Source organism: Vannielia litorea (genome assembly GCF_018424695.1).
GTDB classification, from domain to species: Bacteria; Pseudomonadota; Alphaproteobacteria; order Rhodobacterales; family Rhodobacteraceae; genus Vannielia; species Vannielia litorea_A.
Map to the genome: position 1 here is coordinate 1 of NZ_QTNQ01000053.1, position 22,907 is coordinate 22,907.

At 64.5% G+C, this 22,907-nt stretch carries 26 protein-coding genes and 1 riboswitch; of the genes, 14 read left to right on the plus strand and 12 right to left on the minus strand.

The window, feature by feature from the left end:
* The coding region (locus DYI42_RS16095) for an endonuclease/exonuclease/phosphatase family protein (RefSeq protein ID WP_213547023.1) at positions 1 to 513 on the plus strand (513 nt) is incomplete at its 5' end.
* A gap of 21 nt (positions 514 to 534) precedes the next feature.
* On the opposite strand, the gene DYI42_RS16100 is transcribed toward DYI42_RS16095, so the two are convergent.
* From DYI42_RS16100 to DYI42_RS16130, 7 genes are all read right to left on the minus strand, one after another.
* Complete coding sequence (locus DYI42_RS16100) at positions 535 to 1,257, minus strand: glutamine amidotransferase (protein WP_213547024.1); 723 nt, start codon at positions 1,255 to 1,257, stop codon at positions 535 to 537.
* A gap of 36 nt (positions 1,258 to 1,293) precedes the next feature.
* On the minus strand, positions 1,294 to 2,517 hold the full coding sequence (locus DYI42_RS16105; protein ID WP_213547025.1) for a mandelate racemase/muconate lactonizing enzyme family protein: 1,224 nt from the start codon (positions 2,515 to 2,517) through the stop codon (positions 1,294 to 1,296).
* Positions 2,518 to 2,695: 178 nt separating this feature from the next.
* A complete protein-coding gene (locus DYI42_RS16110) occupies positions 2,696 to 3,778 on the minus strand; it encodes a zinc-binding dehydrogenase (protein ID WP_213547026.1) in 1,083 nt (360 codons plus the stop codon).
* A gap of 132 nt (positions 3,779 to 3,910) precedes the next feature.
* Entirely contained in the window at positions 3,911 to 5,101 is a 1,191-nt protein-coding gene (locus DYI42_RS16115) for an endonuclease/exonuclease/phosphatase family protein (protein ID WP_213547027.1), read from the minus strand.
* A complete protein-coding gene (locus DYI42_RS16120) occupies positions 5,098 to 6,057 on the minus strand; it encodes a threonine ammonia-lyase (RefSeq protein WP_213547052.1) in 960 nt (319 codons plus the stop codon). Before DYI42_RS16120 ends, DYI42_RS16115 begins: the two co-directional genes overlap by 4 nt.
* Positions 6,058 to 6,065: 8 nt before the next feature.
* Entirely contained in the window at positions 6,066 to 6,887 is an 822-nt protein-coding gene (locus tag DYI42_RS16125; protein WP_440870644.1) for an alpha/beta fold hydrolase, read from the minus strand.
* Positions 6,887 to 7,573, minus strand: coding sequence for a haloacid dehalogenase type II (locus DYI42_RS16130; RefSeq protein ID WP_213547028.1), 687 nt, complete (start codon positions 7,571 to 7,573; stop codon positions 6,887 to 6,889). Before DYI42_RS16130 ends, DYI42_RS16125 begins: the two co-directional genes overlap by 1 nt.
* 103 nt (positions 7,574 to 7,676) lie before the next feature.
* Here DYI42_RS16130 and DYI42_RS16135 point away from each other — a divergent pair, with 103 nt between their 5' ends.
* Positions 7,677 to 8,105, plus strand: a complete 429-nt coding sequence (locus DYI42_RS16135) for a VOC family protein (protein ID WP_213547029.1) — start codon at positions 7,677 to 7,679, stop codon at positions 8,103 to 8,105.
* Here DYI42_RS16135 and DYI42_RS16140 read toward each other — a convergent pair.
* The 4 genes from DYI42_RS16140 to fabA form a co-directional block, all read right to left on the minus strand.
* On the minus strand, positions 8,085 to 8,870 hold the full coding sequence (locus DYI42_RS16140; protein WP_213547030.1) for a metalloprotease: 786 nt from the start codon (positions 8,868 to 8,870) through the stop codon (positions 8,085 to 8,087). The genes DYI42_RS16135 and DYI42_RS16140 overlap by 21 nt on opposite strands.
* A 146-nt stretch (positions 8,871 to 9,016) precedes the next feature.
* Positions 9,017 to 9,805 carry an enoyl-ACP reductase FabI gene (locus DYI42_RS16145; protein ID WP_213547031.1) on the minus strand — a complete coding sequence of 263 codons (789 nt, stop codon included), beginning with the start codon at positions 9,803 to 9,805 and terminating at the stop codon, positions 9,017 to 9,019.
* 5 nt (positions 9,806 to 9,810) lie between these two features.
* Positions 9,811 to 11,040: a beta-ketoacyl-ACP synthase I gene (gene fabB / locus DYI42_RS16150; protein ID WP_213547032.1), complete on the minus strand. Its 1,230-nt coding sequence runs from the start codon at positions 11,038 to 11,040 to the stop codon at positions 9,811 to 9,813.
* Between the two features lie 32 nt (positions 11,041 to 11,072).
* Positions 11,073 to 11,582 (minus strand): bifunctional 3-hydroxydecanoyl-ACP dehydratase/trans-2-decenoyl-ACP isomerase, encoded by a 510-nt coding sequence (fabA, locus tag DYI42_RS16155; protein WP_213547033.1) that lies wholly within the window; start codon positions 11,580 to 11,582, stop codon positions 11,073 to 11,075.
* Positions 11,583 to 11,760: 178 nt separating this feature from the next.
* Here fabA and irr point away from each other — a divergent pair, with 178 nt between their 5' ends.
* Positions 11,761 to 12,177, plus strand: a complete 417-nt coding sequence (gene irr / locus DYI42_RS16160) for a Fur family transcriptional regulator Irr (protein WP_213547034.1) — start codon at positions 11,761 to 11,763, stop codon at positions 12,175 to 12,177.
* A gap of 45 nt (positions 12,178 to 12,222) precedes the next feature.
* Here irr and DYI42_RS16165 read toward each other — a convergent pair whose 3' ends face one another.
* On the minus strand, positions 12,223 to 13,095 hold the full coding sequence (locus DYI42_RS16165; protein ID WP_213547053.1) for a glycosyltransferase family 2 protein: 873 nt from the start codon (positions 13,093 to 13,095) through the stop codon (positions 12,223 to 12,225).
* A 122-nt stretch (positions 13,096 to 13,217) separates the two neighbouring features.
* On the opposite strand from DYI42_RS16165, the gene miaB reads away from it, so the two are divergent.
* The 11 genes from miaB to trmB all read left to right on the plus strand — a co-directional run bounded on the left by miaB (position 13,218) and on the right by trmB (position 22,872).
* The gene (gene miaB, locus DYI42_RS16170) at positions 13,218 to 14,525 is read left to right on the plus strand and encodes a tRNA (N6-isopentenyl adenosine(37)-C2)-methylthiotransferase MiaB (RefSeq protein ID WP_213547035.1); all 1,308 of its coding nucleotides are present in this window, start codon (positions 13,218 to 13,220) and stop codon (positions 14,523 to 14,525) included.
* Positions 14,526 to 14,794: 269 nt separating this feature from the next.
* A complete protein-coding gene (locus tag DYI42_RS16175; protein ID WP_244867973.1) occupies positions 14,795 to 15,304 on the plus strand; it encodes an OmpA family protein in 510 nt (169 codons plus the stop codon).
* Between the two features lie 13 nt (positions 15,305 to 15,317).
* Positions 15,318 to 15,614: a hypothetical protein gene (locus DYI42_RS16180; RefSeq protein ID WP_213547036.1), complete on the plus strand. Its 297-nt coding sequence runs from the start codon at positions 15,318 to 15,320 to the stop codon at positions 15,612 to 15,614.
* Positions 15,615 to 15,806: 192 nt separating this feature from the next.
* Positions 15,807 to 16,826, plus strand: coding sequence for a PhoH family protein (locus DYI42_RS16185; protein WP_244867974.1), 1,020 nt, complete (start codon positions 15,807 to 15,809; stop codon positions 16,824 to 16,826).
* 92 nt (positions 16,827 to 16,918) lie between these two features.
* Positions 16,919 to 17,410, plus strand: coding sequence for an rRNA maturation RNase YbeY (ybeY, locus tag DYI42_RS16190; protein ID WP_213547038.1), 492 nt, complete (start codon positions 16,919 to 16,921; stop codon positions 17,408 to 17,410).
* 36 nt (positions 17,411 to 17,446) lie between these two features.
* Positions 17,447 to 18,361: a transporter associated domain-containing protein gene (locus DYI42_RS16195; protein ID WP_213547039.1), complete on the plus strand. Its 915-nt coding sequence runs from the start codon at positions 17,447 to 17,449 to the stop codon at positions 18,359 to 18,361.
* Between the two features lie 13 nt (positions 18,362 to 18,374).
* Positions 18,375 to 19,907, plus strand: a complete 1,533-nt coding sequence (lnt, locus tag DYI42_RS16200; protein WP_213547040.1) for an apolipoprotein N-acyltransferase — start codon at positions 18,375 to 18,377, stop codon at positions 19,905 to 19,907.
* Between the two features lie 12 nt (positions 19,908 to 19,919).
* Positions 19,920 to 19,969, plus strand: a riboswitch (SAM-SAH riboswitch).
* Between the two features lie 10 nt (positions 19,970 to 19,979).
* Positions 19,980 to 21,146 carry a methionine adenosyltransferase gene (metK, locus tag DYI42_RS16205; protein WP_213547041.1) on the plus strand — a complete coding sequence of 389 codons (1,167 nt, stop codon included), beginning with the start codon at positions 19,980 to 19,982 and terminating at the stop codon, positions 21,144 to 21,146.
* A gap of 83 nt (positions 21,147 to 21,229) precedes the next feature.
* Positions 21,230 to 21,745, plus strand: coding sequence for an O-acetyl-ADP-ribose deacetylase (locus DYI42_RS16210; protein ID WP_213547042.1), 516 nt, complete (start codon positions 21,230 to 21,232; stop codon positions 21,743 to 21,745).
* Between the two features lie 49 nt (positions 21,746 to 21,794).
* Positions 21,795 to 22,118, plus strand: coding sequence for a hypothetical protein (locus DYI42_RS16215; protein WP_213547043.1), 324 nt, complete (start codon positions 21,795 to 21,797; stop codon positions 22,116 to 22,118).
* A 43-nt stretch (positions 22,119 to 22,161) separates the two neighbouring features.
* Positions 22,162 to 22,872 carry a tRNA (guanosine(46)-N7)-methyltransferase TrmB gene (trmB, locus tag DYI42_RS16220; RefSeq protein ID WP_213547044.1) on the plus strand — a complete coding sequence of 237 codons (711 nt, stop codon included), beginning with the start codon at positions 22,162 to 22,164 and terminating at the stop codon, positions 22,870 to 22,872.
* Positions 22,873 to 22,907 lie beyond the last annotated feature (35 nt).

Here is a 22,907-nt window from a genome sequence, read left to right on the forward strand (position 1 = left end):
ATCTTCTACCGCGCCTCCCGCCTCACGCCCGTCGATGAAGGCTGGTTTTTCTTCTCCACCACGCCCGACGTGATCTACTCGCGCACCTTCAACGGCTCCTGGCCCGCCTTCGCCTCCTGGGCCGAATTTGCCACGCCCGACGGCCAGCGCCTGCGCGTCGTCAACGTCCACTTCGAATACAAAAGCCGCTCCAACCGCCGCCTCTCCGCCGCCCTCACCCGCGACCGCCTCGCCCCCGTCATCGCTGCCGGCACGCCCACGATCCTGCTCGGCGACCTGAACGCCATGCATGGTGCCTACACCTTGCGCACCCTCGAAGAGGCCGGCCTCACCTTCGCCCCCACACGCGGCGCCACCTACCACCTGAATGCCGGCATAAACATCCTCGGCGCGATCGACCATATCGCCGCCAGCCGCGGCATCACCGTCAGCAAACCCTTGGTCCTTAGGAAAAAATTCCTCGGCGAATGGCCGTCAGACCATTACCCCGTCTACGCCGACATCAAACTGTAGGGTGGGCAATCTGCCCACCACTCACCCAAACCGCGCCACGAAATTCCGCAAGATCTTCTCCGGCTCGGTCACCTCTGCCGCCCGGCACATGGCAATCAGCCCGTCGGCCTCGCCCGGGTCAAAATACCCCTTGTGCCGGTAAATCCTGATCCGCGTTTCAAACCCCGCCGCATCCGCCTCGGGGTGAAACTGTGTCGCATAAACGTTCTGACGAAATCGCACCATCTGAAACGGGCAGGGCCCGCTCTCCACCAACTGCACGCAGCCCCCGGGCAGCGCCTCCATCGCTTCCTTGTGGCCGACGAAAGCATCAAATCGCTCCGCCACGCCCTCCAGCAGCGGATCGCCCTCCACCACCCGGCAGGCACTCGTCCCCACGGGTTCGCCAAAGCGCCCCTTGCCAACCGGCCCACCCAGCGCCTTGCCCAAAATCCCGATCCCGTAGCAACAGCCCAGAAAGGGAAAATCCCGCGCCGTGATCTCCGGCATCAGCCCCAGCACAGCGGCCTCGATCTTCGCTTCCACTGGGCTTTTCTCCTCGGGCGGGTCACTCACGCAACCCGGCCCGCCGCCGACTATCACGCCGGAATAGTCATCCAGCCGTACCGTGCCCAGCTCTTCGCAATCCAGCCGCACCCGGCGCGTATCGGCCTCCGCCAGGCCGCCCTTGGCGCAAATCGCCGCAAACTCGTCATCCGAGGCCTCCGCCTCGGGCCGCAACTGCAAAATCAGAAAAGGCTTCATGTCATCCCCGCAGGGCGGGACGTGTCCCGCTGTCCTTCATCGCGGCGCCCCGCCTTCAAAGGCATTCGGCGCATCATAACGGCACGGCCCGTCCTGCATCTCCAGATGCAGCCCCTTGCCCTGCCACGGATGCGCCCGCGCCAGTTCTTCATCCACCTCGATCCCCAGCCCTGGCCCCTCGGGCGGCACCACATGGCCCTCCTCAACCCGGATCGCACCCTTCACCAAATCGCGGTGAAAGGCAGTCTCGATGCACTCCACCATCAGCAAGTTCGGGATCGCCACGCCAAGCGCCACATTGGCCGCAAACTCCACCGGCCCGGCATACAAGTGCGGCGCGACCTGCACGTTATACACCTCCGCCATCGCCGCCACCTTCCGGGCTTCGCCAATCCCGCCAACCCGGCCAAGCGCCGGTTGCAGGATATGCGCCGCGTCAGCACGCAACACTGGCGCAAACTCTGCCTTGGTCGTCAGCCGCTCACCCGTGGCAACCGGCACCGGCTGCCCGCCGGCCACCCGCGCCATCGCGCCAACATTGTCCGGCGGCACCGGCTCCTCGAACCAGAGCGGCCCGGTATGCGCAATCGCCTGCCCCATCCTGAGCGCGCCCGAAACGGAAAACTGCCCGTGGGTGCCAAAAAGCAAATCCGCGCGGTCGCCCACCGCCGCCCGGATCTGCTCGCAGAAGGCCACCGAGCGGGAGATGTCCGAAGCCGAAGGCTCATGCCCGCCCCGCACGGTGTAAGGCCCCGCCGGGTCAAACTTCACCGCCGTCCAGCCCTCGGCCACCCGCCGGGCGGCCACCTCTGCCGCCATCTCCGCGCTGCTCCAGAACTCCGGTAGCGCCATCCCCTCTTCGGGGTAAAGATAGGTGTAAGCCCGCAGCCTCTCGTTCGTCCGCCCCCCGATCAGCGCCCAAACCGGCCGCTCCCGCGCCTTGCCGACAATGTCCCAACAGGCCATCTCGAGCCCGCTGAAGGCCCCCATCACCGTCAGGTCTGGCCGCTGGGTGAAGCCCGCCGAATAGGCGCGGCGAAACATCAGTTCGATGTTCTCCGGGCTCTCGCCTTCCATGTGCCGTGCGAAGACATCGCCGATCACCGCCCGCATCGCTTCCGGCCCCACCGAGGCGGCATACACCTCGCCCCAGCCCACGATCCCGCAGGCCGTGGTGAGCTTCACCAATATCCAATAGCGCCCGCCCCATCCCGGCGCGGGCGGCGAGGTTACGATGACATCGAGATCGGCAAGTTTCATCGCGCTACCCCATCACGTTGCGGCCCGGCTCATCAAGACCCTAGGGCCTTTCTTCGCCCCCGCGAGGACGCCCCGAAGGGCGGACGAGCAAAAGCGCCAGAGCGAGGACGTCTCGAAGGGCGGAAGAGCAAAAGCGCCAGAGCGAGGACGCCTCGAAGGGCGGACGAGCGCACTCGGCTCAAAATACGATCACATTCCGTCGTGCCCCACCGCCCTTGGTGTCCGCAATCGCCTCGTTGATCTGCTCCAGCGTCCACGTCCCGCTCACCAGTTCATCCAGTTTCAGCCGCCCCTGCCGGTACAGCTCCACCATCCACGGAATATCCCGCTTCAGCACCACCTCGCCCAGCAGCGAGCCTTCAATCTTCTGCCCCAGCGCCGCCACCATGAGCGGCTCCCAGGCCGCCTCCTCGCCGGAATGGGGCATCCCCACCGCAAAGACCCGGCCCCGGCTTCCGGCATAGTTCAGCGCCGTCTCATACACCCGCACCGCCCCGACCGTCACAAAAACCGCATCCGCCCCCTTGGGCGCGATCCGCCGCAGCGCCGTCCACGGCTCCGCGTCGCTGGCCAGTATCCCGTCCGTCGCGCCAAATTCCTTCGCGGCGTCCAGCTTCTCCGGGCTCATGTCCACCGCCACGATCCGCGCCGCGCCCGCGATCCGGGCACCCTGAATCGCGTTCAGCCCCACGCCGCCCGCGCCGATCACCACCACCGTCTCACCGGGGCGCACCCGCGCCGTGTTCACCACCGCGCCCACGCCGGTGATCACGCCGCAGGCGAGCAGGCAGGCCGATGTGGCGGGGATATCCTCGGGCAGGGGGGCAAGCTGGCTCTGGTCCACCACCACCCGCTCCGCGAAGGCGCCCGTGCCCAGCCCGTGGCTCAGCCCTTCGCCCTCGCAGCTAAGCGGGCTCTGAGCTTCGCGGTCATAGCCGGTTTCGCAGTAAACCGGCGCGCCGCCGACACAGCAGCCACAATGCCCGCAGGCCCGCAGCATCGTCACCAGCACCCGGTCGTCCTCTGCCAGCCCGCGCACGCCAGGCCCTGTCGCGGCCACCCGGCCCACGGCTTCATGTCCATAGACAGCAGGCAGCGCGCCGCCCCAGGCGCCCTCCGCGAAATGGATGTCCGAATGGCAGATCGCCACGGCCTCCAGCACCACCTCCACCTCGCCCTCTCGCGGGGCTGCCAGATCGACCTGTTCGATCGACAGGGGCGCGCCGAAACTCCGTGCCACAGCCGCTTTCACCCTCGCCATTCACGCCTCCTGTTCATTTTTGAATATGCATGGGTTGTGCATCGGATGTGTATGGGTTCTGCATGTGCGCTTTCCCGCACACTGGGCCGGATCACGGTTAAGGTTCCGCTAATCCATGCATATTTGAATGGGTCACTCGGCAAAGCGGAGGTGCGCCATGATCTGCCCATGGTCCGAGGCCAGCTTGTTATAGGGGGCCTCCGGGTGTGAGCCATCGGTAAGGTGGTCATTGAAGACGCTGAAATACTCCATGCTTCCAACGGCTTGCTCGAAGTCGGGGTGGAAGTGGCGGCTCAGCAGGATCTGGTCGATGCTCTCGTAGACCCCACCGAATGCCGCCGTATACACCATGTCTCGCAGGCTCTTTCGCACAAACAGCTTCTCCGCCGAATGCAGCCGCATGGAATCCACGCTTTCGGTAATTTGTGCCGCTTCTTCAACACTGTAGCGGTCGCCGCGGTGCTCCGCATCATGCCGCCGCATCCAGGCGTAATTCTTGAACGGCGCTTCCCCGGTGATGATCTCGCTGCTCACCGCATGTTCGCCATCGTTCAGATCGCCTAACACAATGACAGGGTTGCCTTTTTTCAGCTCTGCCACCACCTCGCGCCGCAGCACCCATGCCTCCGCCATCCGCCGCAGTGCCGAGCGCAGCGAGCCCATGGCACGGCCCACGGCATCATAGTCCAGAAGGTTGGATTCCGGTGCGAATTCAGCGCCTTGCGGGGTGATGAACTCGCCCAGCTTGCTCTTCAGGTGGCAGTTGAACACCGTCACCACATGGTCCCCCACGGGGACCTTCACCTTCAGAACGGGCCGCGAGGTGCGCTTCAGGGTAAAGCTCCCGGCCCCCTCTCCACCGAGGTCGCGCAGCGGAATTTCCAGCGGTGTATCAAGCTCTTGCACGATCTCTGGCGTGCCGACAAACCCGTTGCGCGAGAGCACCGCAACCCCCGGTCGCCGTTCTCCCGGCCCGCCGTCATTGAGGTTGGCTGCAAAGGCCAGCGCCGCATCGCCATAGGGCTCATAGGCCAGTTTGCGAAAAATCGCCTTGCGGTGATAGGGCTTGGAGCGATCCGGCACCGAAACCGCGTTGGAGGCTTCGCCCATCCTATCGGCCTGCGCCACCACGTCTCGCAGCGCGTCCTCCTCGAAAATCTCTTGAAATCCAATGAGATCGGCGTTCAGGGACGCCACCTGATCGGCAAGCCAATTGGCCTTCCAGGCGTATTCCTCGGGGGTGTACTGCTCGAAGCGGTAGTATTCCTTCTCCGCCCCGATCAGGTTCTTCACGTTGAAGCTGGCGACTGTCCAATCACTCATGCTGCATCTCCGTAAGTGCTTATCGCGCGGGCAAAAACCACCGGGTCCACGTTGCCACCCGAGGCCACCACCACCACGTCGTCCCCCTCGATCTCACCGGGGCGGAACAGCGCCGAGGCCAGCGCCACCGCGCCGCCCGGTTCCAGCACGATCTTCAGCCGCAGGAAGGCCAGCGCCATGGCGCGCAGGGCTTCTTCGTCGCTCACGGCAAAGCCGGGCCCGGCCAGCCGTTTGAGGATCGGGAAGGTCAGTTCGCCCGGCGTCGGGGTGACGATGGCATCGCAGATGGAGCCAGAAAGGGCTTCATTTTCAACGCGTTCTCCGGCCTCCAGGGAACGTGCGACATCGTCAAACCGCTCCGGCTCCGCCGTCCGCACCCGGAAGCTCGGCGCGGCTTCCTCCAGCGCCAGCGCGATCCCGGATGACAAGCCGCCGCCGCCACAGCAGGCAATCACGTCGCCCCCGTCCACGCCCACTTCGGCGGTCTGGCGGGCAATCTCCAGCCCGCAGGTGCCTTGCCCAGCAATCACCTGTGGCTCATCATATGGCCGGATCAGCGTCAGCCCGCGTGCCTCGGCAAGCTTTGCACCAATCTCTTCCCGGCTCTCGGTCGCCCGGTCGTAATGCACAACCTGTGCGCCGTAAGCCTTTGTATTCGCAACCTTGATTGCCGGTGCGTCGGCGGGCATCACGATCACCGCCTCGCGCCCATGGGCCTGCGCCGCAGCCGCAATGCCCTGCGCGTGGTTGCCCGAGGAATAGGCCAACACCCCGCCCTCACCTTCAAGCGCCGACACGGCCGACCAGCCGCCGCGAAACTTGAAGCTGCCGGTCACTTGAAGGCATTCGGCTTTCACCCACACCCGCCGCCCTGCGATCTCGTCGAGGAAGGGCGAACTCAATAGGGGGGTCACCCGCGCGTGGCCTCTCAACCGTGCGGCGGCGGCTTCTATCATCCCGAAATTCAACGCATTTTCTCCAGCCACTGGTCCAGCGCCTTCAAGGCCTCCGGCTCGTCCAGAAACGGAATGTGGGCGCGGTCTGGCACCTCGGCGTAGATCATCTCGGGGATCATCTCGCGCATCTTGCGCGCCGCCTCCTGCGTCAGCAGGTCCGAGTTCGCACCCCTGATCAGCGCCAGCGGCAGGCCCTTCAGCTTCTCGAACAGCGGCCAGGCCTCGGGGATGTCGCCCTCGAAGGCGGCGAGGAAAGACTGCCGCAGGGCGGGATCGTAATTGATTTTCAACCCTTCGGGCGTTTCATCGTAGTGTTTCCGCGCTTCCTCGAGCCAGCGCTCTGTTGGCACCTTGGCAAAGCCGGGCATCGCGCCGGGGAGGGCGTTGGCAAGGTCAACATGCGTCTTGGCCGCCGGGTTGCGGCCCACGTAATCGAAGATCCGCTCCAGCCCATCGCGGTTCAGCGCCGGGCCGACATCGTTGAGGCACAGGCCCATGATCCTGTCGCGGTGCATCGCCGCAAGGCCCATACCGATCAGCCCGCCGCGCGAGGTGCCGAGGATGGCCACGCGCTCCAGCGCGAGGTGGTCGAGCAGTTCAAGCTGGTCCTTCGCCTCGACAGGCACTGTATAGGTCTCCGCGCCCGACCAGCCCGAGCCGCCGCGCCCCCGGTAGTCGGGGCAGATCATGCGGCAACCGGTCAGATGCGGTGCAACGTAGTCGAAGTCGCTGGCAATTCGGGTCAGCCCGGCAAGACAGAGCAGCGGCAGCCCCTCGCCTTCGTCGCGGAAATGAATACGGGTGCCGTCCGAGGCGGTGTAGCTGGGCATCAGAGCTGTCCTGCAAGATCCGGGATTGTTGTGAGGTCGGTGAGTTCATGCACAGGTTGCCAAGGCAGCCGGTCCATCGGAAGGCCCGCCCGGTTGACCCAGGCGGTCTGAAAGCCGTAGCCGGCGGCAGAGGCGGCATCCCAACCGTTGGACGACACGAACAGCACCTCGTTCGGGGCCACGTCGAGCGCGGTTCCTACCAAATCGTAAACGCGGCGGTCGGGCTTGAACACGCCCACATCCTCGACGGAAATGACCTCATCCAGAAGGGCGCCGATATCGGCGGAGGTCACGGCCCCCATGAGCATGTCGGGCGAGCCGTTTGACAGGATGGCGGTGCTGTAGCCGGCGTTCTTCAGTGCCGCGAGCATCTCGGGCACCTCGGGGTAGGCCGAAAGCTCGAAGTAAAGCGCCATCAGTCGTTCGCGCAACTCGGGATTGGTGAGCTTCTGCTCGGCCATCGCGTAGTCCAGAGCGTCGCCGGTCACCTGCCAGAAATCGGTGTGCGCCTGGTTGATCGCGCGCAGCCAGCTGTAGGCCAGCTGCTTTTGGCGCCAGGTCTCGGCCAGCGCCTGCCAGCAGCCTGCCAACGCCTCCCGCCCAGGTTCCGAGGCAGCCTCGCGTGCGGCGGCCGCCACGTCGAACAACGTGCCGTAGGCGTCGAAAACACATGCCTTGATCGTCATGCCACCCCCCTTTCCCGCGGCAGACTGGCACAGGGGCGTCCGGGGCGGAAGAGGCTGTGCTAGGCTGATCGCGGGAATCGCGCAGACCATGGAGGCAAGGCGCATGTCGCTGAATCACGGCAAGGTCTGGTGGAGTGAGTTGATGACGGGTGACCCGGAGGCCGCCCGAGCTTTTTACGAGGGTGTCTGCGGCTGGCGTTTCGAGAGCGTTGACATGCCCGATGGCACCTATCACGTGGCCCATGCCCACGGTGGGCCGGTGGCAGGCATCATGGCGCTCCCAGATGATATGGCAGGCGAGACACCCTATTGGCTTACCTATGTCGCGGTGGGGGATGTCGATGCATCGCTGCGTGAGGTCGAGGCTGCTGGCGGCAAGGTGCTCCGCGCAGCCTTCGATGTGCCCGACACGGGCCGCATTGCCCTTGTGCAGGATCCAACCGGCGCGATGCTGGGCCTCATGACCCCGTCTGTCGACCAAGCCAAACCTGCTGGCGGGGAAGACCCCGAGCTAGAGAATATACCTGTCTAGCAGCGCCCATCCGCCCCACAGATGCGCGGCGGTGGTGAAGAGGTAGGCCGCTGCCGCAAGGGCGCCCTGCGCCCGCGTCATGGGGCGCTGGTAGTTGGCTTCGTCATGCTCGCTGAAAAGCGACTGGGCCGACATCAGGGCGAAGAAGAAGAGCACCGTCGATTGCATCCAGAGCGCGGTTGCCGCGAAGGCAGCGCTCATCCCCATCGCCACCACCCGGCCCAGCGGGGGCCAGAAGGTTTGTGCGAGGATCTTCACGCAGCGCCCGCCGTCGAGCGGCCAGAACGGCAGCAGGTTGAAGAAGTTGAGCGCGCCGGTGACGATGGCGAAGACCCAGGCGGCATGAGCGATTTCGGGCGCGCGCCAGGCGAAGACCTCGGAGATGGCAAAGCCCAGCACCATTGGCGCAATGCAGATGCCCGGTCCCATCAGCGTGATGAAGAAGCTCTCCGCCTGCGTGTCGGGCAGCCGGTTGGAAATGGCGACACCGCCCATGAGCGGCACCAGCCGGAAGCGAGCGTCGGCATGTCCGGCGACCCGGTAGGCCGCGACATGGCCAAATTCGTGCACGACAACCGAAAGGGTCAGCGCGATGCCATAGAGCGGGCCGAAGAACCAGGCTGCGAGGCCGAAGGCGGCGAGCCCCATGAGAATGCCGTTGGTGTCTAGGCTGTGCACCACCATGCCACGCGGGGCCACGAGGCCGCCACGAAGCGAAAACGCGGTGAACGCACAGAGCGCAAGGGCAAAAAGCAACAGTGTCATATGGCCGGAGTTTGCATTGGATTCAGGCGCTAATTTGGCACAGCGCAGGTTATTCGCAGTCATCCTCGGGCTTGACCCGAGGATCTCGCGCTCCAAGAGACCCTTGGGTCAAGCCCGAGGGTGACATGAGGCGGGAACGAATATTGTCAGAGGTTTTCCGGCTGTGGCATGGACAGCACATGAAAGCCACCATCCACGCGGACAATCTCGCCGGTGGTGCAGGCGCCATAGTCGGAGGCGAGGTAGACGGCAGTGCCGCCCACAGCCTCCAGCGTCGCGTTCTCACGCAGCGGCGCGTTGGCCCCGGTGAAGCGGAAGGTCTTGCGCGCGCCGCCAATGGCCGCACCCGCGAGGGTTTTCATCGGGCCGGGCGAGATTGCGTTCACCCGGATGCCGTCGGGGCCGAGATCGTCGGCGAGGTAGCGCACAGAGCTCTCCAGCGCAGCCTTGGCCACGCCCATCACGTTGTAAAAAGGCGTTACCCGGTTGGAGCCCTGGTAGGTGAGGGTGAGCAGAGTGCCGCCGTTGCTCATCAACGGAGCTGCCCGGCGGGCGACGTCGATGAAGGAAAAACAGGAGATGGTCATCGAGTTGCGAAAGTTCTCGCGGGTGGTGTTGATGAACCGCCCCGCCAGCTCATTCTTGTCGGAATAGGCGATGGCGTGCACCACGAAATCGAGGCTGCCCCAACGCGCCCCGATCTGGCTGAAGGCCGCATCCATGCTCTCGTCGTTCATCACGTCGACATCCAGCAGGAAATCAGAGCCGAGGCTTTCGGCCAGAGGCTCCACCCGTTTGCCGAAGGCGTCGCCCTGGTAGCTGAAGGCCAGCTCTGCGCCCTCTGATGCCATGGCTTTCGCGATGCCCCAGGCAATCGAGCGGTCGTTTGCCACGCCCATGATGAGGCCGCGCTTGCCCCGCATCAAATCAGCCATCGTAACTATCCGTGATACTTGCTCAAAATAAGAGATCCATTGGTGCCGCCAAAACCGAAGCTGTTGGACAGAACGGAATCGAGATCGACGTCCAGCCGAGTTTCTGTGACGATCTCGCCCGGGTTCAGGGCAGGATCGAGCTCGGTGACATTGGCAGACGCCTGTATGAAACGGTTTTCCATCATCAGGATGGAGTAAATGATTTCCAGCACGCCCGTGGCGCCCTGGCTGTGCCCCGCAAGCGACTTGGAAGAAGAGATTGGCGGCGTGCTGCCTTCGCCGAAGACACGGCGAATGGCCTCCACTTCCACAACGTCGCCAACAGGCGTCGCTGTGCCGTGGGCATTGACGTAATCCACCTTGCGATCTTCCCCAAGGGTGGACAGTGCCAGCCGCATCGCCCGCTCGCCCCCCTCTCCGGAGGGCGCCACCATGTCTTCGCCGTCCGAGGTGGCCCCATAGCCAGTGACTTCGGCGTAAATCTTCGCGCCGCGCGCCTTGGCGTGCTCCAGTTCCTCGACAACCACAACGCCGCCGCCGCCGGAAATCACGAAGCCGTCGCGGGTGGCGTCATAGGGGCGTGAGGCCTTGGTGGGGGTGTCGTTGTACTTGCTGCTCATCGCGCCCATCGCGTCGAAGAGGCAAGACAGCGTCCAATCCACCTCCTCGCCGCCGCCGGCGAAGACCACGTCCTGCTTGCCCATCTGGATCTGCTCCACCGCGTTGCCCACGCAGTGCAGCGAGGTCGAGCAGGCCGAGGTGATGGAGTAGTTGATGCCCTTGATCCCGAAGGGCGTGGCAAGGCAGGCAGAGTTTGTGGAGCTCATGCAGCGGGTGACCATGAAGGGGCCCATCCGCTTGGGGCTGCCCTTTTCCTTCACGATCGAATGTGCGGTGAAGAAGTTGGAGGTTGAGGGCCCACCGGAGCCCATGATGAGCCCGGTCCTCACGTTCGACACATCGGAAGGCTCAAGCCCGCTGTCCTTCACCGCCTGTTCCATCGCGATGAAGTTATAGGCCGCTCCAAACCCCATGAAGCGCAGGTTGCGCTTGTCGATGTGCTCGGTGACGTCGATATCGGGTTTGCCGTGGATGCAGGAACGGAACCCGTGCTCTACGTATTCCGGCGCGGCTGTAATGCCCGACCGACCCGTTTTCAGGCTTTCGGTCACTTCTTCGGCGGAGATCCCGATGGGGGAGACGATGCCGATCCCGGTGATGACGACGCGACGCATGAAACCTCGTGTTTTGCGGGGGGTGGCCCCTGTTACTCGTCGGAGAAAAGCCCGACCTTCATGCCCTCGGCAGTGAAGACGTGCTTCCCGTCGGCGAATATCTTGCCGTTGGCGATGCCGAGTTTCAACTTCCGGTCCATGACCCGGGTGAAATCGACGTGATAGGTGATCTGCTTGGTGGCGGGCGTAATCATGTCGGTGAACTTCACCTCACCCACGCCCAGGGCACGGCCCCGGCCAAGCATGCCGCGCCAGCCGAGGTTGAAGCCGGTCAGCTGCCAGAGGCCATCGAGGCCAAGGCAGCCGGGCATTACCGGATCGCCCGGGAAGTGGCAGGCAAAGAACCAGAGATCGGGGTGGATGTCGAACTCGGCCACCACGTGGCCCTTGCCGTTCTCGCCGCCATCGGCCGAAATGTCGGTGATCCGGTCCATCATCAGCATCGGCGGCTCGGGAAGCTGCGGATTGCCCGGCCCGAACAGCTCGCCCCGGGCGCACTTCAGCAGCCCTTCCTTGTCGAATGTGTTCGGATGGTCCGCCATTCGGCCCTGCCTCCCAGTCATTTCATGCCCGTTCAGCGCCCCCTCTACCACCCGGCGCCGCGCAGGCGCAATAGTGGTGGCAGCGCGACAGGGCGGCGCAGTTGCGACCGGTTTTCATTTGAAATCGGGCGGGATGGGCAGATATAGTTGTCACAGGCAGGAGAGTGGACCCGACCTGATGCAAGACGTGGCGCAATCGCGTGGATCGAAATGGCTCGAAGAGGGCGGCTTGCGCCCGACGCGGCAGCGGCTTGCGCTGGCGGCTCTGCTGGTCGGTGATGGCTGCAATCGCCACGTGACCGCCGAGAGCCTCTTCGAGGCGTCCCGTGCCGCGGGAGAGCGGGTGTCGCTGGCCACGGTCTACAACACGCTGCGTGCTTTCTGTGACGTCGGATTGATGCAGGAAATCACGGTGGACGGTTCGAAGAGCTACTTCGACACGCGCACCGACGATCACCCTCACTTCTACTGGGAAGACAGCCAGAGCCTGACGGACGCGCCCACCGAGCAATTGCGCCTCGCCAGCATTCCGGAGGCCCCCGAGGGCACCGAGATTGCCAAGGTCGACGTGGTCATCCGCCTGCGCCGGGTCTGACAGGCGCGTCCGGGACAACGAATTTTCGTACGAAAATTCGGGCCTTCAGAACCACTGGCCCGGTTCCATCAGCCCGAGGTCGAGCAGTTGCTGGGAATGCCACTCGAACTTCGTCGAATTGTGCCATTTGAAGGTGTCGATGTCGTACCGGCTGCCGGGGTTCGATTTCAGGGCCTTGGCCGTGCGAAACGAGCAGACCGTGGCCGTCAGGTTGTGATGCCAGGGGCAGGCGTAGGTGTTGTACTCCTCTTCCGAGAAGGTGTGATTGGGCAGCAGCCGAAGCCCCGGTTTGGCCCGGAACAGCGATATCCGGTCGATCCGGCGGCGCGCCTTGTCGACGTGCTCCTCGAAGCGCCACCTGAGCCCGCCGAAGAAATCCAGCTGCCGCTCCTTGGGGTAGTTGTGGTTGGCCGGGTCTGGCCGTGCGAGCGCGTAGTAGCCTGACTTGTCGAGATGTGCGTTTTCGATCGAGACGGCATCGGGAAAGCGGTCGAGGTCGTCGGCGTAAAGGTCGACCACGTAGGTCAGCATCGCGTCCCGGCGCTCTTCGACGTGAAAGGCCAGCATCTCGCCCACGTTGCGATTTTCGCAGAAGGGAAAGAAGAGGTACTCGGCGTTGTAACAGTAATAGAGCCACTCGCCGGGGGCGGTGGCCGCGATGATCGGGTTCATGGCAGCCACCAGCGCGTCATCGGCGTGCATGTCGTAGCGCACCCGGTGCACCTGATCTTCCAGCGCGGCGGGCAGTTCCAGCGCGTCGGGCGCCAGCAGAACGATCTCGCGAAACCCGGCCATCCGGTGGTGCCGGATCGTGGTCGCCACCTCTTGCAGGTCTTCAACGCAGATCACGGCGATCGGCCCCTTGGCCAGCACCGCCTTTCCCTGATCGAGGAAGTCATTGAGAGAGCTGTATTTCATGTCACCGTCGGACCCATCGCGAGGTTGTGCCATTTGTGGGTTAATGAAGCTTCAAGCGCAACCGTTGCGGGGCAGGGGGCCATGCGATAGACACCGCCCCGACCTTGCCCGGAAAGCGCGCGATGACCAAGAAGCTCTACATCAAGACCTATGGCTGTCAGATGAACGTCTACGACAGCGAGCGCATGGCGGAGGCGCTGGAGGGCTATAAGCAGGTGGGAAGCCCTGACGGGGCCGACATGATCCTGCTCAACACCTGCCACATCCGGGAGAAGGCGGCCGAGAAGGTCTATTCCGAGTTGGGCCGTTACAAGGATCTGAAGGCCGCCAAGCCCGACCTCAAGATCGGCGTGGCGGGCTGCGTGGCCCAGGCCGAGGGCGAAGAGATCATGCGCCGCCAGCCGCTGGTCGACCTGGTGGTGGGGCCACAAAGCTACCACCGCCTGCCCGAGTTGGAGGCGAAGGCCGGGCGCGGAGAGAAGGCGCTGGATACGGACTTCCCCGAGGAGGACAAGTTCGAGAAGTTGAAGGGCCGGCCCAAGGCACAGCGTGGTCCGACGGCGTTTCTGACGGTACAGGAAGGCTGCGACAAGTTTTGCGCCTTCTGCGTTGTGCCCTATACCCGCGGCGCCGAGGTATCGCGCCCCGTGGCCCGGGTGCTGGCAGAGGCAGAAGAGCTGGTGTCGCGCGGGGTGCGCGAGATCACCCTGCTCGGCCAGAACGTGAACGCCTACCACGGCGAAGATGGTGGTGAGACATGGGGCCTGGCCCGGCTGATCCGTCGGCTCGCCGAGATTGATGAGTTGAAGCGCATCCGCTTTACCACCTCGCACCCAAACGACATGGAAGACGACCTGATTGCCGCCCATGGCGATTGCGAGAAGCTGATGCCCTACCTGCACTTGCCGGTGCAATCGGGCTCCGACCGCATCTTGAAACGGATGAACCGCAAGCACACGGCGGCAAGCTACATCGCGCTGATCGACCGCATCCGCGCCGCCCGGCCGGACCTGCTGCTGTCGGGCGACTTTATTGTCGGCTTCCCCGAGGAGACCGAAGAGGATTTTCAGGCCACGCTCGACCTGATCGAGAAGGTGCAATATGGCGCGGCCTACTCATTCAAGTATTCCTCCCGCCCCGGAACGCCCGCAGCGGAGCGGCCCGAGGTGGAGGCAGCCGTGGCCGATGACCGGCTTCAGCGGCTTCAGGCCCTGATCACCCGGCAGCAACGCGCGGCGCAGGACGCCATGGTGGGCCGCGAGGTGCATGTGCTGATCGAAAAGTCGGGGCGCCTGCCGGGCCAGATGGTGGGCAAATCCGACCATCTGCATGCCGTGCATGTGGTCAGTGAAGGGCTTTCGGTGGGCGATCTCGTGCGCGTCCGGATCACCGAGTCGGGCCCGAATTCGCTCGCAGGAACGCTCGTCTGACGTCCCTGGCGCGAGCCCGGCGGGCGAGCTTTTGCCGATATCCGGTTTTGTTCTCCGACGTTTGCTTTCTGTTAACCATCTCCGAATAGCCTCGGGCGTATGGGCCCCGAGGGTTGTTGACGCATGCAGGCGTGGTCTCACGCCCGCAACGGGATCGCTTGGTTGAAACGGGGTCGCTTGGTTAAATCGAAAGAGGACAGTCGCTCTTGGTCCAGATCGTTCGTAGTCCATTCCGGTGTTTTTTCCTGGCGGCGGCAGCACTCTTGACGTTGAGCAGCCCCTTCTCCCAGAGCGCCGGGGCACAAACGACGCCGGGCAAATCGCAGCGCTACGTGCCCACCATCTGGGTGGATCCTGACGGCTGTGAGCACTGGGTGATGGATGACGGTGTGGAAGGTTACATGACCCCCCATGTCACCCGCGAGGGCATTCCCGTCTGTCGGCGCGGCAACGTCTGCGGGGTGATGAAATCGGACCAGCTCTTCGCGACGGACAGTGCCGCGATTTCGGCTGCGGGGCAGAAACGACTTGCCGGATTCTTCCGCGCCAACAGGGCGCGCGGCTACATCATCGCCGGCCATACCGACTCGCGGGCGAGCGATGCTTACAACATGAAACTCAGCGAACGGCGTGCGGCCTCTGTGGCGCGGGTCGGCAAGGCGGCGGGTGCAAAGATCATTGATGTGCGCGGCTACGGTGAACGCAAGCCGGTCGCCTCGAACCGGACGGCAGCTGGGATGCAGCAGAACCGCCGGGTCGAGATCATCTGCATCCGGTAAACGGGAGACGCCCATGCCCATTTTCAGGACCACCGCGGTTGTTTCAGCTGCCCTTTCGCTCGGGGCCTGTTCCGACAAGCTCGACAAGACGGTTGATCGTGGTTTCGACAGCAAGGATCTTACACAGCTGGAGGCCGGGATCTGGATTGATCCAAATGGCTGCGATCACTGGATCATCGACGATGGCGTGGAAGGCTACCTGAGCCAGCGGCTCGATCCCCGTGGAAAACCCGTTTGCTCCGGGGCCGGCCCTTCCGGAACGGCGCAGGGTGGCTACAAGTCGGGCTCGGATTTCCCGGACCCGATCTGAGTGCCGCGCGGGTTTTGCCGCTGCTGCAGATCACGGCCATTGCCCTTGGGTGGGGGTGCTGCAGCCTCTTTTTGTATCATTTGCGTGAAAACACTGCGCATGCGGCTTGCGCGATGGCTCGGCTCTTGGCAACCTGACTTTGTGAACCACTATATCTAGCGTATCGCTAGCCAGCCGATGGAGACGCAGTTTTTGGGAATCAGTGCCCTGACCGCCCCGCCCAACCCCAAGGATATTCTGGAAACACCGCTGGAATTCCCTGACAACCTCCTCTTGATCGAGCTTTGCGGCGAGTTTGACCGCAACCTGGCGCAGGTCGAACATGCGGTGGGTGTGCAGATCCTGCGGCGGGGCAACCAGCTGGCGATCATCGGGGAGGCCGGGCCGCGCAGCGAGGCGGCGGTGATTCTTCAGGAACTCTACGCCAAACTGGAAGCCGGGCGCTCGATCGAGCCGGGCGATGTGGACGGCGCGATCCGCCTGGGGCGACAGGTGCGCGAGGATGGCGGAGCGCGGGAAGCCGACCAGTTGGAGATGTTCCAGGGCGGGCGCGTCGAGATCAAGACACGCAAGAAGATCGTGGAGCCGCGCACCGAAGCGCAGAAGGCCTATGTGCGGGCCCTCTTCGAGAATGAACTGGGCTTCGGAATCGGCCCCGCGGGCACCGGCAAGACCTATCTCGCCGTGGCGGTGGGCGTGAACATGTTCCTCGCTGGCCATGTCGACAGGATCATCCTCAGCCGTCCCGCCGTGGAGGCGGGCGAGAAGCTCGGCTACCTGCCCGGCGACATGAAGGACAAGGTCGACCCCTACATGCAGCCGCTCTATGACGCGCTGAACGACTTCCTGCCCGCCAAGCAGGTGCAGAAGCTGATCGAGGAAAAACGCATCGAGATCGCGCCGCTCGCCTTCATGCGCGGGCGCACCCTGGCCAACGCCTTCGTGGTGCTCGACGAGGCGCAGAACGCGACCACGATGCAGATGAAGATGTTCCTCACCCGCCTGGGCGAGGGCAGCCGCATGGTGATTACGGGCGACCGTAGCCAGGTGGACCTGCCGCGCGGCGTGCAGTCGGGCCTGCGCGAGGCTGAAAACCTGCTGGACGGGGTGAAGGGGATCACGTTCAACTATTTCACGGCCAAGGACGTGGTGCGGCACCCCCTGGTGGCCCGGATCATCGAGGCCTACGACAAGGCAGAGGCTCAGGGCTGAGCCCGAAGCCAATTGAGCGCCTGCGGCGCCTTCGATTCATCAGTGATTGGGGGCGCTGCCCCCAAACCCCCGGAGATATTTGAAGCAAGAAAATGGAGCTGGACGTCGTTTTCGAGGACGACCGCTGGGAGGCGGTAGGGCTTGAGGGGTTGGCTTCACGGGCCCTGCACGCGGTGTTGGCCTGGCATGAACTGGGCGAGGCCGAGGTTTCGGTGCTGGCGGCGGGCGACACACGGGTTGCCGAGTTGAACGGGGCCTATCGCGGCAAGCCGAAACCGACCAACGTGTTGAGTTGGCCCGCGCAGGAATTGGCGCCCGAAGCGCCGGGCGGTGAGCCTCTCACGCCGGAAGCCGATCCGGACGGGACACTGCCTCTTGGAGACATCGCCCTGGCCTGGGAGACCTGCACCCGGGAGGCGGAGGCCGGCGGGATTTTGCTGGAGGACCATCTGACGCATCTCGTCGTTCACGGACTGATGCATCTTCTGGGGTATGATCACGTGAACGATGCAGACGCGGAGCTGATGGAGGCGCGGGAGGCGGAAGTACTTGCCAAGTTGGGGGTGAAGAACCCATATGAGTGACAGCCCCGGCGATGGGGTGCCTGATGGAAAGGAACGATGGGCGACAGTTCGGACGGGTCTTCTAGCGCCGCGCAGGGTGCGCAGGAGGCTGAGAGTATTGAGGGCAAGGGCCTTTGGGGCCGGCTTGCGGATGCAATTTTTTCTGGTGAAGAAGACGCGGAGGACGAGGCCGAAGAGCCACGGGGCCGCAATGGCGGACGCGAGTCCGTTGCGATGCTGGGCATGGGCAACCTGCACCGCATGCGCGTGGAAGACGTCGTCATCCCGAAAGTGGAAATCGTCGCCGTGCCGCTCGATATCGGCAAGGACGATCTGGTGGCGGTGTTTCGTGACAGTGGCATGAGCCGCCTGCCGGTCTACGAGGGCACGCTCGACAGCCCTGTGGGCATGGTGCACCTCAAGGATTTTGCTCTGAAATACGGGTTCAACGGCCATGGTGAGGCGTTTGACCTAAAGCCCATGCTGCGCCCGCTGCTCTATGCGCCGCCCTCGATGCCGATCGGGGTGCTGTTGCAGAAAATGCAGAACGACCGCATGCACATGGCGTTGGTGATCGACGAATACGGCGGCACGGACGGGCTGGTGACGATCGAAGATCTCATCGAGCAGGTGATCGGCGAGATCGAGGATGAGCACGACATCGAAGAGGGCGAGCTCTGGACCGAAGAGAAGCCAGGGCAATTTCTTGCCATGGCGCGTACGCCGCTGGAGGACTTCGAGGAGGAAACCGGGGTTGCGCTCGCCGATGCCGAGGATCTCGAAGAGGTCGACACGCTGGGCGGGCTTGTCTTCATGCTCACGGGCCGTGTGCCGATCCGGGGCGAGGTCGTGCCTCACCCCACGGGCGCCGAGTTCGAAGTGATCGATGCGGATGCGCGCCGGGTAAAGCGGCTGCGCGTGCGGCTTCCCGGGACGGCGGAGCAACGGGTGGCCGGTGGCGCCGAAGGCTGAACTTCCAGAGCATATGGCCGGTTGGCTGACGGGACGGTGGAAGAGTTTTGCGCTCTTCGCCGTGCTTGGGGCCCTCGTGGGCACCGGGCAGGCGCCGCTGAGTCTGCCCTGGGTTTCGGTCGCGGCGCTCGGCCTGGGCTTTGCGCTGTTTGCCCTCGTTCCGGCGCCAAAAGCCGCCGCCTGGCGCGGCTGGGCCATGGGTGTCGGCTACGTGGTGGCGACCATGTTCTGGATCGTCGAGCCGTTTTTCGTCGATCCGTGGCGCCACGGCTGGCTGGCCCCGGCGGCGCTTCTGGCCCATGCTGGGGGTTTTGCGCTGTTTTGGGCTCTCGCGTTCGGCTGTGCGGCTTGGCTAGGCCGCCTGCGGTGGCAGCGAGCGCTTTGGGGTGCGGTCTTGCTGGCGGCGGTCGAGATGCTGCGATCCCATCTCTGGACGGGCTTTCCCTGGGCGCTCATCGGCCATGTCTGGGTGGGCCAGCCCCAAATGCACCTGGTGGCGCTGGGCGGGCCGCACCTGCTGACGCTGTTCACCACGCTGGCCGCCGCGATCCCGGCGGCGCTCGGCATCCGGCGCGCGGCGCTGGGCGTGCTGGCGGCCCTGGCCTTCCTCGCGCTGCCGGTGCCCTACGGCCTGTGGCGGCTTGGGCAAGAGGTGGAGCCGCGAGCGCCGCAGACCATCCGGCTGGTGCAGCCCAACGCGGCGCAGCACCTGAAGTGGACGGAAGAGATGATCCCGGTCTTCTTCGAGCGGCTGATTTCGCTGAGTGCGCAGGCGCCCGAGGGGCCGAAGCCCGATCTTGTCGTCTGGCCGGAAACCTCGCTGGCCTACCTGTTGGCGCCGGGCAACGGAACGGCCCAGGTAGTGGCCGATGCCGCGCAGGGTGCGCCCGTTGTGGTCGGCGTGCAGCGCCGTGACGGGGATTTCGCCCGAAATTCGCTGGCTGTCATCACCCCGGGCGCCGACGTGACCGAGTACTATGACAAGTCTCACCTCGTTCCCTTCGGCGAGTATATGCCCGGGGCGAGCTGGCTTGGAAGCTGGGCGCCGGGCGGCCTGGCCGAAGCGGTGATGCAGGGTTTCGCGCCCGGCGACGGGCTGCGGCTTATACGCCTCGGTGAGGGGTTTGAGGGCGTTCTGCCGCTGATCTGCTACGAGGCGATCTTTGCCGAAGAGATCATTGCCGCCCCCCGGCCAGAGTGGATCATTCACATCACCAATGATGCCTGGTTCGGTCGGCTTTCGGGGCCCTACCAGCACCTTGCGCAGGCCCGTCTTCGGGCCGTTGAGCAGGGTGTGCCGGTGCTGCGGGCGGCCAACACCGGCATCTCGGCGGTGATCGACGCGCAGGGCCGCGTGCTGGGCAGCCTGCCGCTCGGGGAAGCGGGTGTTCTCGACGTGACCCTGCCGCCGCGCCTCGCCACCGCACCGCCCTATCGTGTCTGGGGAGACTGGGGTGTGCTTGTGCTGCTGGTCCTCGGCGGCGTGGTGCTGGGTGTTGCGCGTTCTCGGGTCAAGCCGGTTGACCCTCTGGCCTCAAGCGACTAGCAGAGAGCGCATCTGCTGCCACAACGGCTTCCTGGCGTGGCGGTGAAAACACCAATGGAGCACTACCCCAAAATGTCTCGTACCGAATATACGTTCACCTCGGAGTCTGTGTCCGAGGGCCACCCGGACAAGGTCTGCGACCGCATCTCCGACGCCGTTCTCGACGCCTTTCTCGCAGAAGACCCTCAGGCGCGTGTGGCTTGCGAAACCTTTGCCACCACCGACCGCGTCGTCATTGGTGGCGAGGTGCGGGGCCCCGGCTCTGTCATTGGTCGGGTGGAAGAGATCGCGCGCGAGTGCGTGAAAGATATCGGCTACGAGCAAAAGGGCTTTCACTGGGCCAACATGACGGTGGACAACTTTCTGCACGCCCAGTCTGCCGATATCGCGCAGGGCGTCGATGCCTCGGGCAACAAGGACGAAGGCGCGGGCGACCAGGGCATCATGTTCGGTTTTGCCTGCGACGAAACCGATGATCTGATGCCGGCACCGATCCACTTTGCCCATCGGATTCTGAAGAAGCTGGCGGAAGTGCGCAAGAACGGCACCGAGCCCGCCCTTGGCCCAGACATGAAGAGCCAGCTCTCCCTGCGCTACGAGGGCGGCAAGCCGGTGGAGGCAACTTCTCTCGTTCTTTCGACCCAGCATATGGATCCGTCCCTCACGTCGGAAGATGTGCGCGCCATCGTCGAGCCCTATATCCGCGATATCCTGCCCGAAGGCTGGCTGACAGGTGCTACCGAATGGTGGATCAACCCCACCGGCAAGTTCGTGATCGGCGGGCCGGACGGGGATGCCGGGCTGACGGGCCGCAAGATCATTGTGGATACCTATGGCGGTGCCGCGCCCCATGGCGGCGGGGCCTTCTCGGGGAAGGATCCGACCAAGGTGGACCGTTCCGCCGCCTATGCCGCGCGCTATCTCGCCAAGAACGTCGTGGCCGCCGGTATGGCCAGCAAGTGTACCTTGCAGTTGTCCTATGCCATCGGCGTCAGCAAGCCGCTGTCGATCTACGTGGATACCCACGGCACCGGCGAGGTGCCGGAAGCGCAGATCGAGCAGGCGGTGGCCAAGGCGATGGACCTCACCCCGCGCGGTATCCGCACCCACCTTGAGCTGAACAAGCCGATCTTCCAGCGCACCGCGGCCTACGGCCACTTCGGGCGCGCGCCTGAGAGCGATGGCGGGTTTTCTTGGGAAAAGACCGACCTGGCGGAGGCGCTCAAGGCCGCGATCTGAAATTTGGCAAGCCGCAAGCAAAGTCCCGCCTGAGCGTCTCCGGCGGGACTTCTCGTTTCTGCTGCATGCGCTACACTCGGCCCATGACCCGGATTGAAGTGGACCTGAGCGACATCACCCTGCTTGAGGTGGATGCGATCGTGAACGCCGCCAATGAAACCCTTTTGGGCGGTGGCGGGGTGGATGGTGCGATCCATGCGGCAGCCGGGCCGGGCCTGCTGGAAGAGTGCCGCGCGCTTGGCGGGTGCGAGACCGGGCAGGCCAAGGTGACCGGCGGTCATGATCTGAAGGCCCGGTGGATCATTCATACTGTTGGCCCGGTGTGGCAGGGCGGCGGAGCAGGCGAGGCTGCGCTGCTGGCCTCCTGCTATCGAGAGAGCCTTGCGCGGGCTGTCGAGGTGGGGGCCAGTTCCATCGCCTTTCCCGGCATTTCCACTGGGGTTTATGGCTACCCGAAGGATGAGGCGGCACAGATCGCCGTGACCACGCTGCGCGAAGGCCTTGCGGCGTTGGACGCCGCGCCGCGCGTGATCTTGTGTGCCTTTTCGCGCGCAGATGCCGCCAAATTGCGCGAGCTTGTGGAAAACGCCGCAAATTAGCCGGATTTTCATGCTTCTCTGTTAGCCAGAAGGGCATGGAGGGCTTGGCATGACGATCAAGTCGGTCGAAGTCTATTACAACGTCAACCGCATCCCCGGTCTCTATCCCGGCGACTGGGACGCTGCCCTCGACTTTCGCAACGCCGCCATGGAGTTGATCGAGAACGCGCTGATCGAGGCACGGGCTGGCGAGTGGGCAGGGGCCGAGATCGGCTCCTGCGCGGCAACGGGTGAGCCGGAGGTGAACTTCGGCTTCGACGTCGCCGATTTCGACATGGCCGAGGAGATCATCCGCAGTGCCGTCGCCGGAACGCCCTACGAGGGTATCCGAGAGATCACCCGACGGGAGATCGACGAAGGCGAGTTGCACTAAGCGCGGTTGCGCCGGGGCGGGGGGGCGGCTACATCGCCGGCCCATGACAGACAAGCATTCCTCGGGCGCCCCGTGGCGCAACTTCTATGGCCGCCTGAAGGGCAAGGGTCTGCGCGCGAGCCAGGAAGCCTACCTGGATGAAGACCTCGCCGCGCTGTCGCCCGGCAAGGTCGGCTGGGACGAAAACCCCGACCGCCTTCCGCTTGACCTTGAGGCGCTGTTTCCGGGCAAGGACCTTTGGCTTGAAGTCGGCTTTGGCGGCGGCGAGCACATGGTGCACCAGGCCGTGAGCAACCCCGACGTGGGGATCATCGGAGCCGAACCCTACATCAACGGCGTGGCGATGCTGCTGGGCAAGATCCGCAAAGCGGGGGTGGAGAACCTTGCCGTGCATCCGGGCGACGTGCGCGACCTCTTCGATGTGCTGCCTGAGGGCTCCGTGTCCAAGGCCTTCCTGCTCTACCCCGACCCCTGGCCCAAGAAACGCCACCACCGCCGCCGCTTCGTGACGCCGGACTACCTGGAGGCCTTGGCCAAGGTGCTGAAACCGGGGGCAGAATTCCGGGTGGCGACCGACATCCCTGATTACGTGCGCCAGACGCTGGAGCAGGTTCCGCGCCATGGGTTCGCCTGGCTGGCGGAAGGGCCTTCCGATTGGCGCGAGCCGTGGCGAGACTGGATCAGCACCCGGTATGAGCAGAAGGCGCTCCGCGAAGGCCGCACGCCGCATTATCTGACCTTCCGCAGGGTTTAAGCCGTCCCGGAAAGCGGCTATTCGGAGCGGGCAAT

Coding starts and splice junctions, on each gene's coding strand:
- DYI42_RS16100 (WP_213547024.1), bottom strand. CDS start 1,257: ATGAAGCCTTTTCTGATTTTGCAGTTGCGGCCCGAGGCGGAGGCCTCG.
- DYI42_RS16105 (WP_213547025.1), bottom strand. CDS start 2,517: ATGAAACTTGCCGATCTCGATGTCATCGTAACCTCGCCGCCCGCGCCG.
- DYI42_RS16110 (WP_213547026.1), bottom strand. CDS start 3,778: ATGGCGAGGGTGAAAGCGGCTGTGGCACGGAGTTTCGGCGCGCCCCTG.
- DYI42_RS16115 (WP_213547027.1), bottom strand. CDS start 5,101: ATGAGTGATTGGACAGTCGCCAGCTTCAACGTGAAGAACCTGATCGGG.
- DYI42_RS16120 (WP_213547052.1), bottom strand. CDS start 6,057: ATGATAGAAGCCGCCGCCGCACGGTTGAGAGGCCACGCGCGGGTGACC.
- DYI42_RS16125 (WP_440870644.1), bottom strand. CDS start 6,887: ATGCCCAGCTACACCGCCTCGGACGGCACCCGTATTCATTTCCGCGAC.
- DYI42_RS16130 (WP_213547028.1), bottom strand. CDS start 7,573: ATGACGATCAAGGCATGTGTTTTCGACGCCTACGGCACGTTGTTCGAC.
- DYI42_RS16135 (WP_213547029.1), top strand. CDS start 7,677: ATGTCGCTGAATCACGGCAAGGTCTGGTGGAGTGAGTTGATGACGGGT.
- DYI42_RS16140 (WP_213547030.1), bottom strand. CDS start 8,870: ATGACACTGTTGCTTTTTGCCCTTGCGCTCTGTGCGTTCACCGCGTTT.
- DYI42_RS16145 (WP_213547031.1), bottom strand. CDS start 9,805: ATGGCTGATTTGATGCGGGGCAAGCGCGGCCTCATCATGGGCGTGGCA.
- fabB (WP_213547032.1), bottom strand. CDS start 11,040: ATGCGTCGCGTCGTCATCACCGGGATCGGCATCGTCTCCCCCATCGGG.
- fabA (WP_213547033.1), bottom strand. CDS start 11,582: ATGGCGGACCATCCGAACACATTCGACAAGGAAGGGCTGCTGAAGTGC.
- irr (WP_213547034.1), top strand. CDS start 11,761: ATGCAAGACGTGGCGCAATCGCGTGGATCGAAATGGCTCGAAGAGGGC.
- DYI42_RS16165 (WP_213547053.1), bottom strand. CDS start 13,095: ATGAAATACAGCTCTCTCAATGACTTCCTCGATCAGGGAAAGGCGGTG.
- miaB (WP_213547035.1), top strand. CDS start 13,218: ATGACCAAGAAGCTCTACATCAAGACCTATGGCTGTCAGATGAACGTC.
- DYI42_RS16180 (WP_213547036.1), top strand. CDS start 15,318: ATGCCCATTTTCAGGACCACCGCGGTTGTTTCAGCTGCCCTTTCGCTC.
- ybeY (WP_213547038.1), top strand. CDS start 16,919: ATGGAGCTGGACGTCGTTTTCGAGGACGACCGCTGGGAGGCGGTAGGG.
- DYI42_RS16195 (WP_213547039.1), top strand. CDS start 17,447: ATGGGCGACAGTTCGGACGGGTCTTCTAGCGCCGCGCAGGGTGCGCAG.
- lnt (WP_213547040.1), top strand. CDS start 18,375: ATGGCCGGTTGGCTGACGGGACGGTGGAAGAGTTTTGCGCTCTTCGCC.
- metK (WP_213547041.1), top strand. CDS start 19,980: ATGTCTCGTACCGAATATACGTTCACCTCGGAGTCTGTGTCCGAGGGC.
- DYI42_RS16210 (WP_213547042.1), top strand. CDS start 21,230: ATGACCCGGATTGAAGTGGACCTGAGCGACATCACCCTGCTTGAGGTG.
- DYI42_RS16215 (WP_213547043.1), top strand. CDS start 21,795: ATGACGATCAAGTCGGTCGAAGTCTATTACAACGTCAACCGCATCCCC.
- trmB (WP_213547044.1), top strand. CDS start 22,162: ATGACAGACAAGCATTCCTCGGGCGCCCCGTGGCGCAACTTCTATGGC.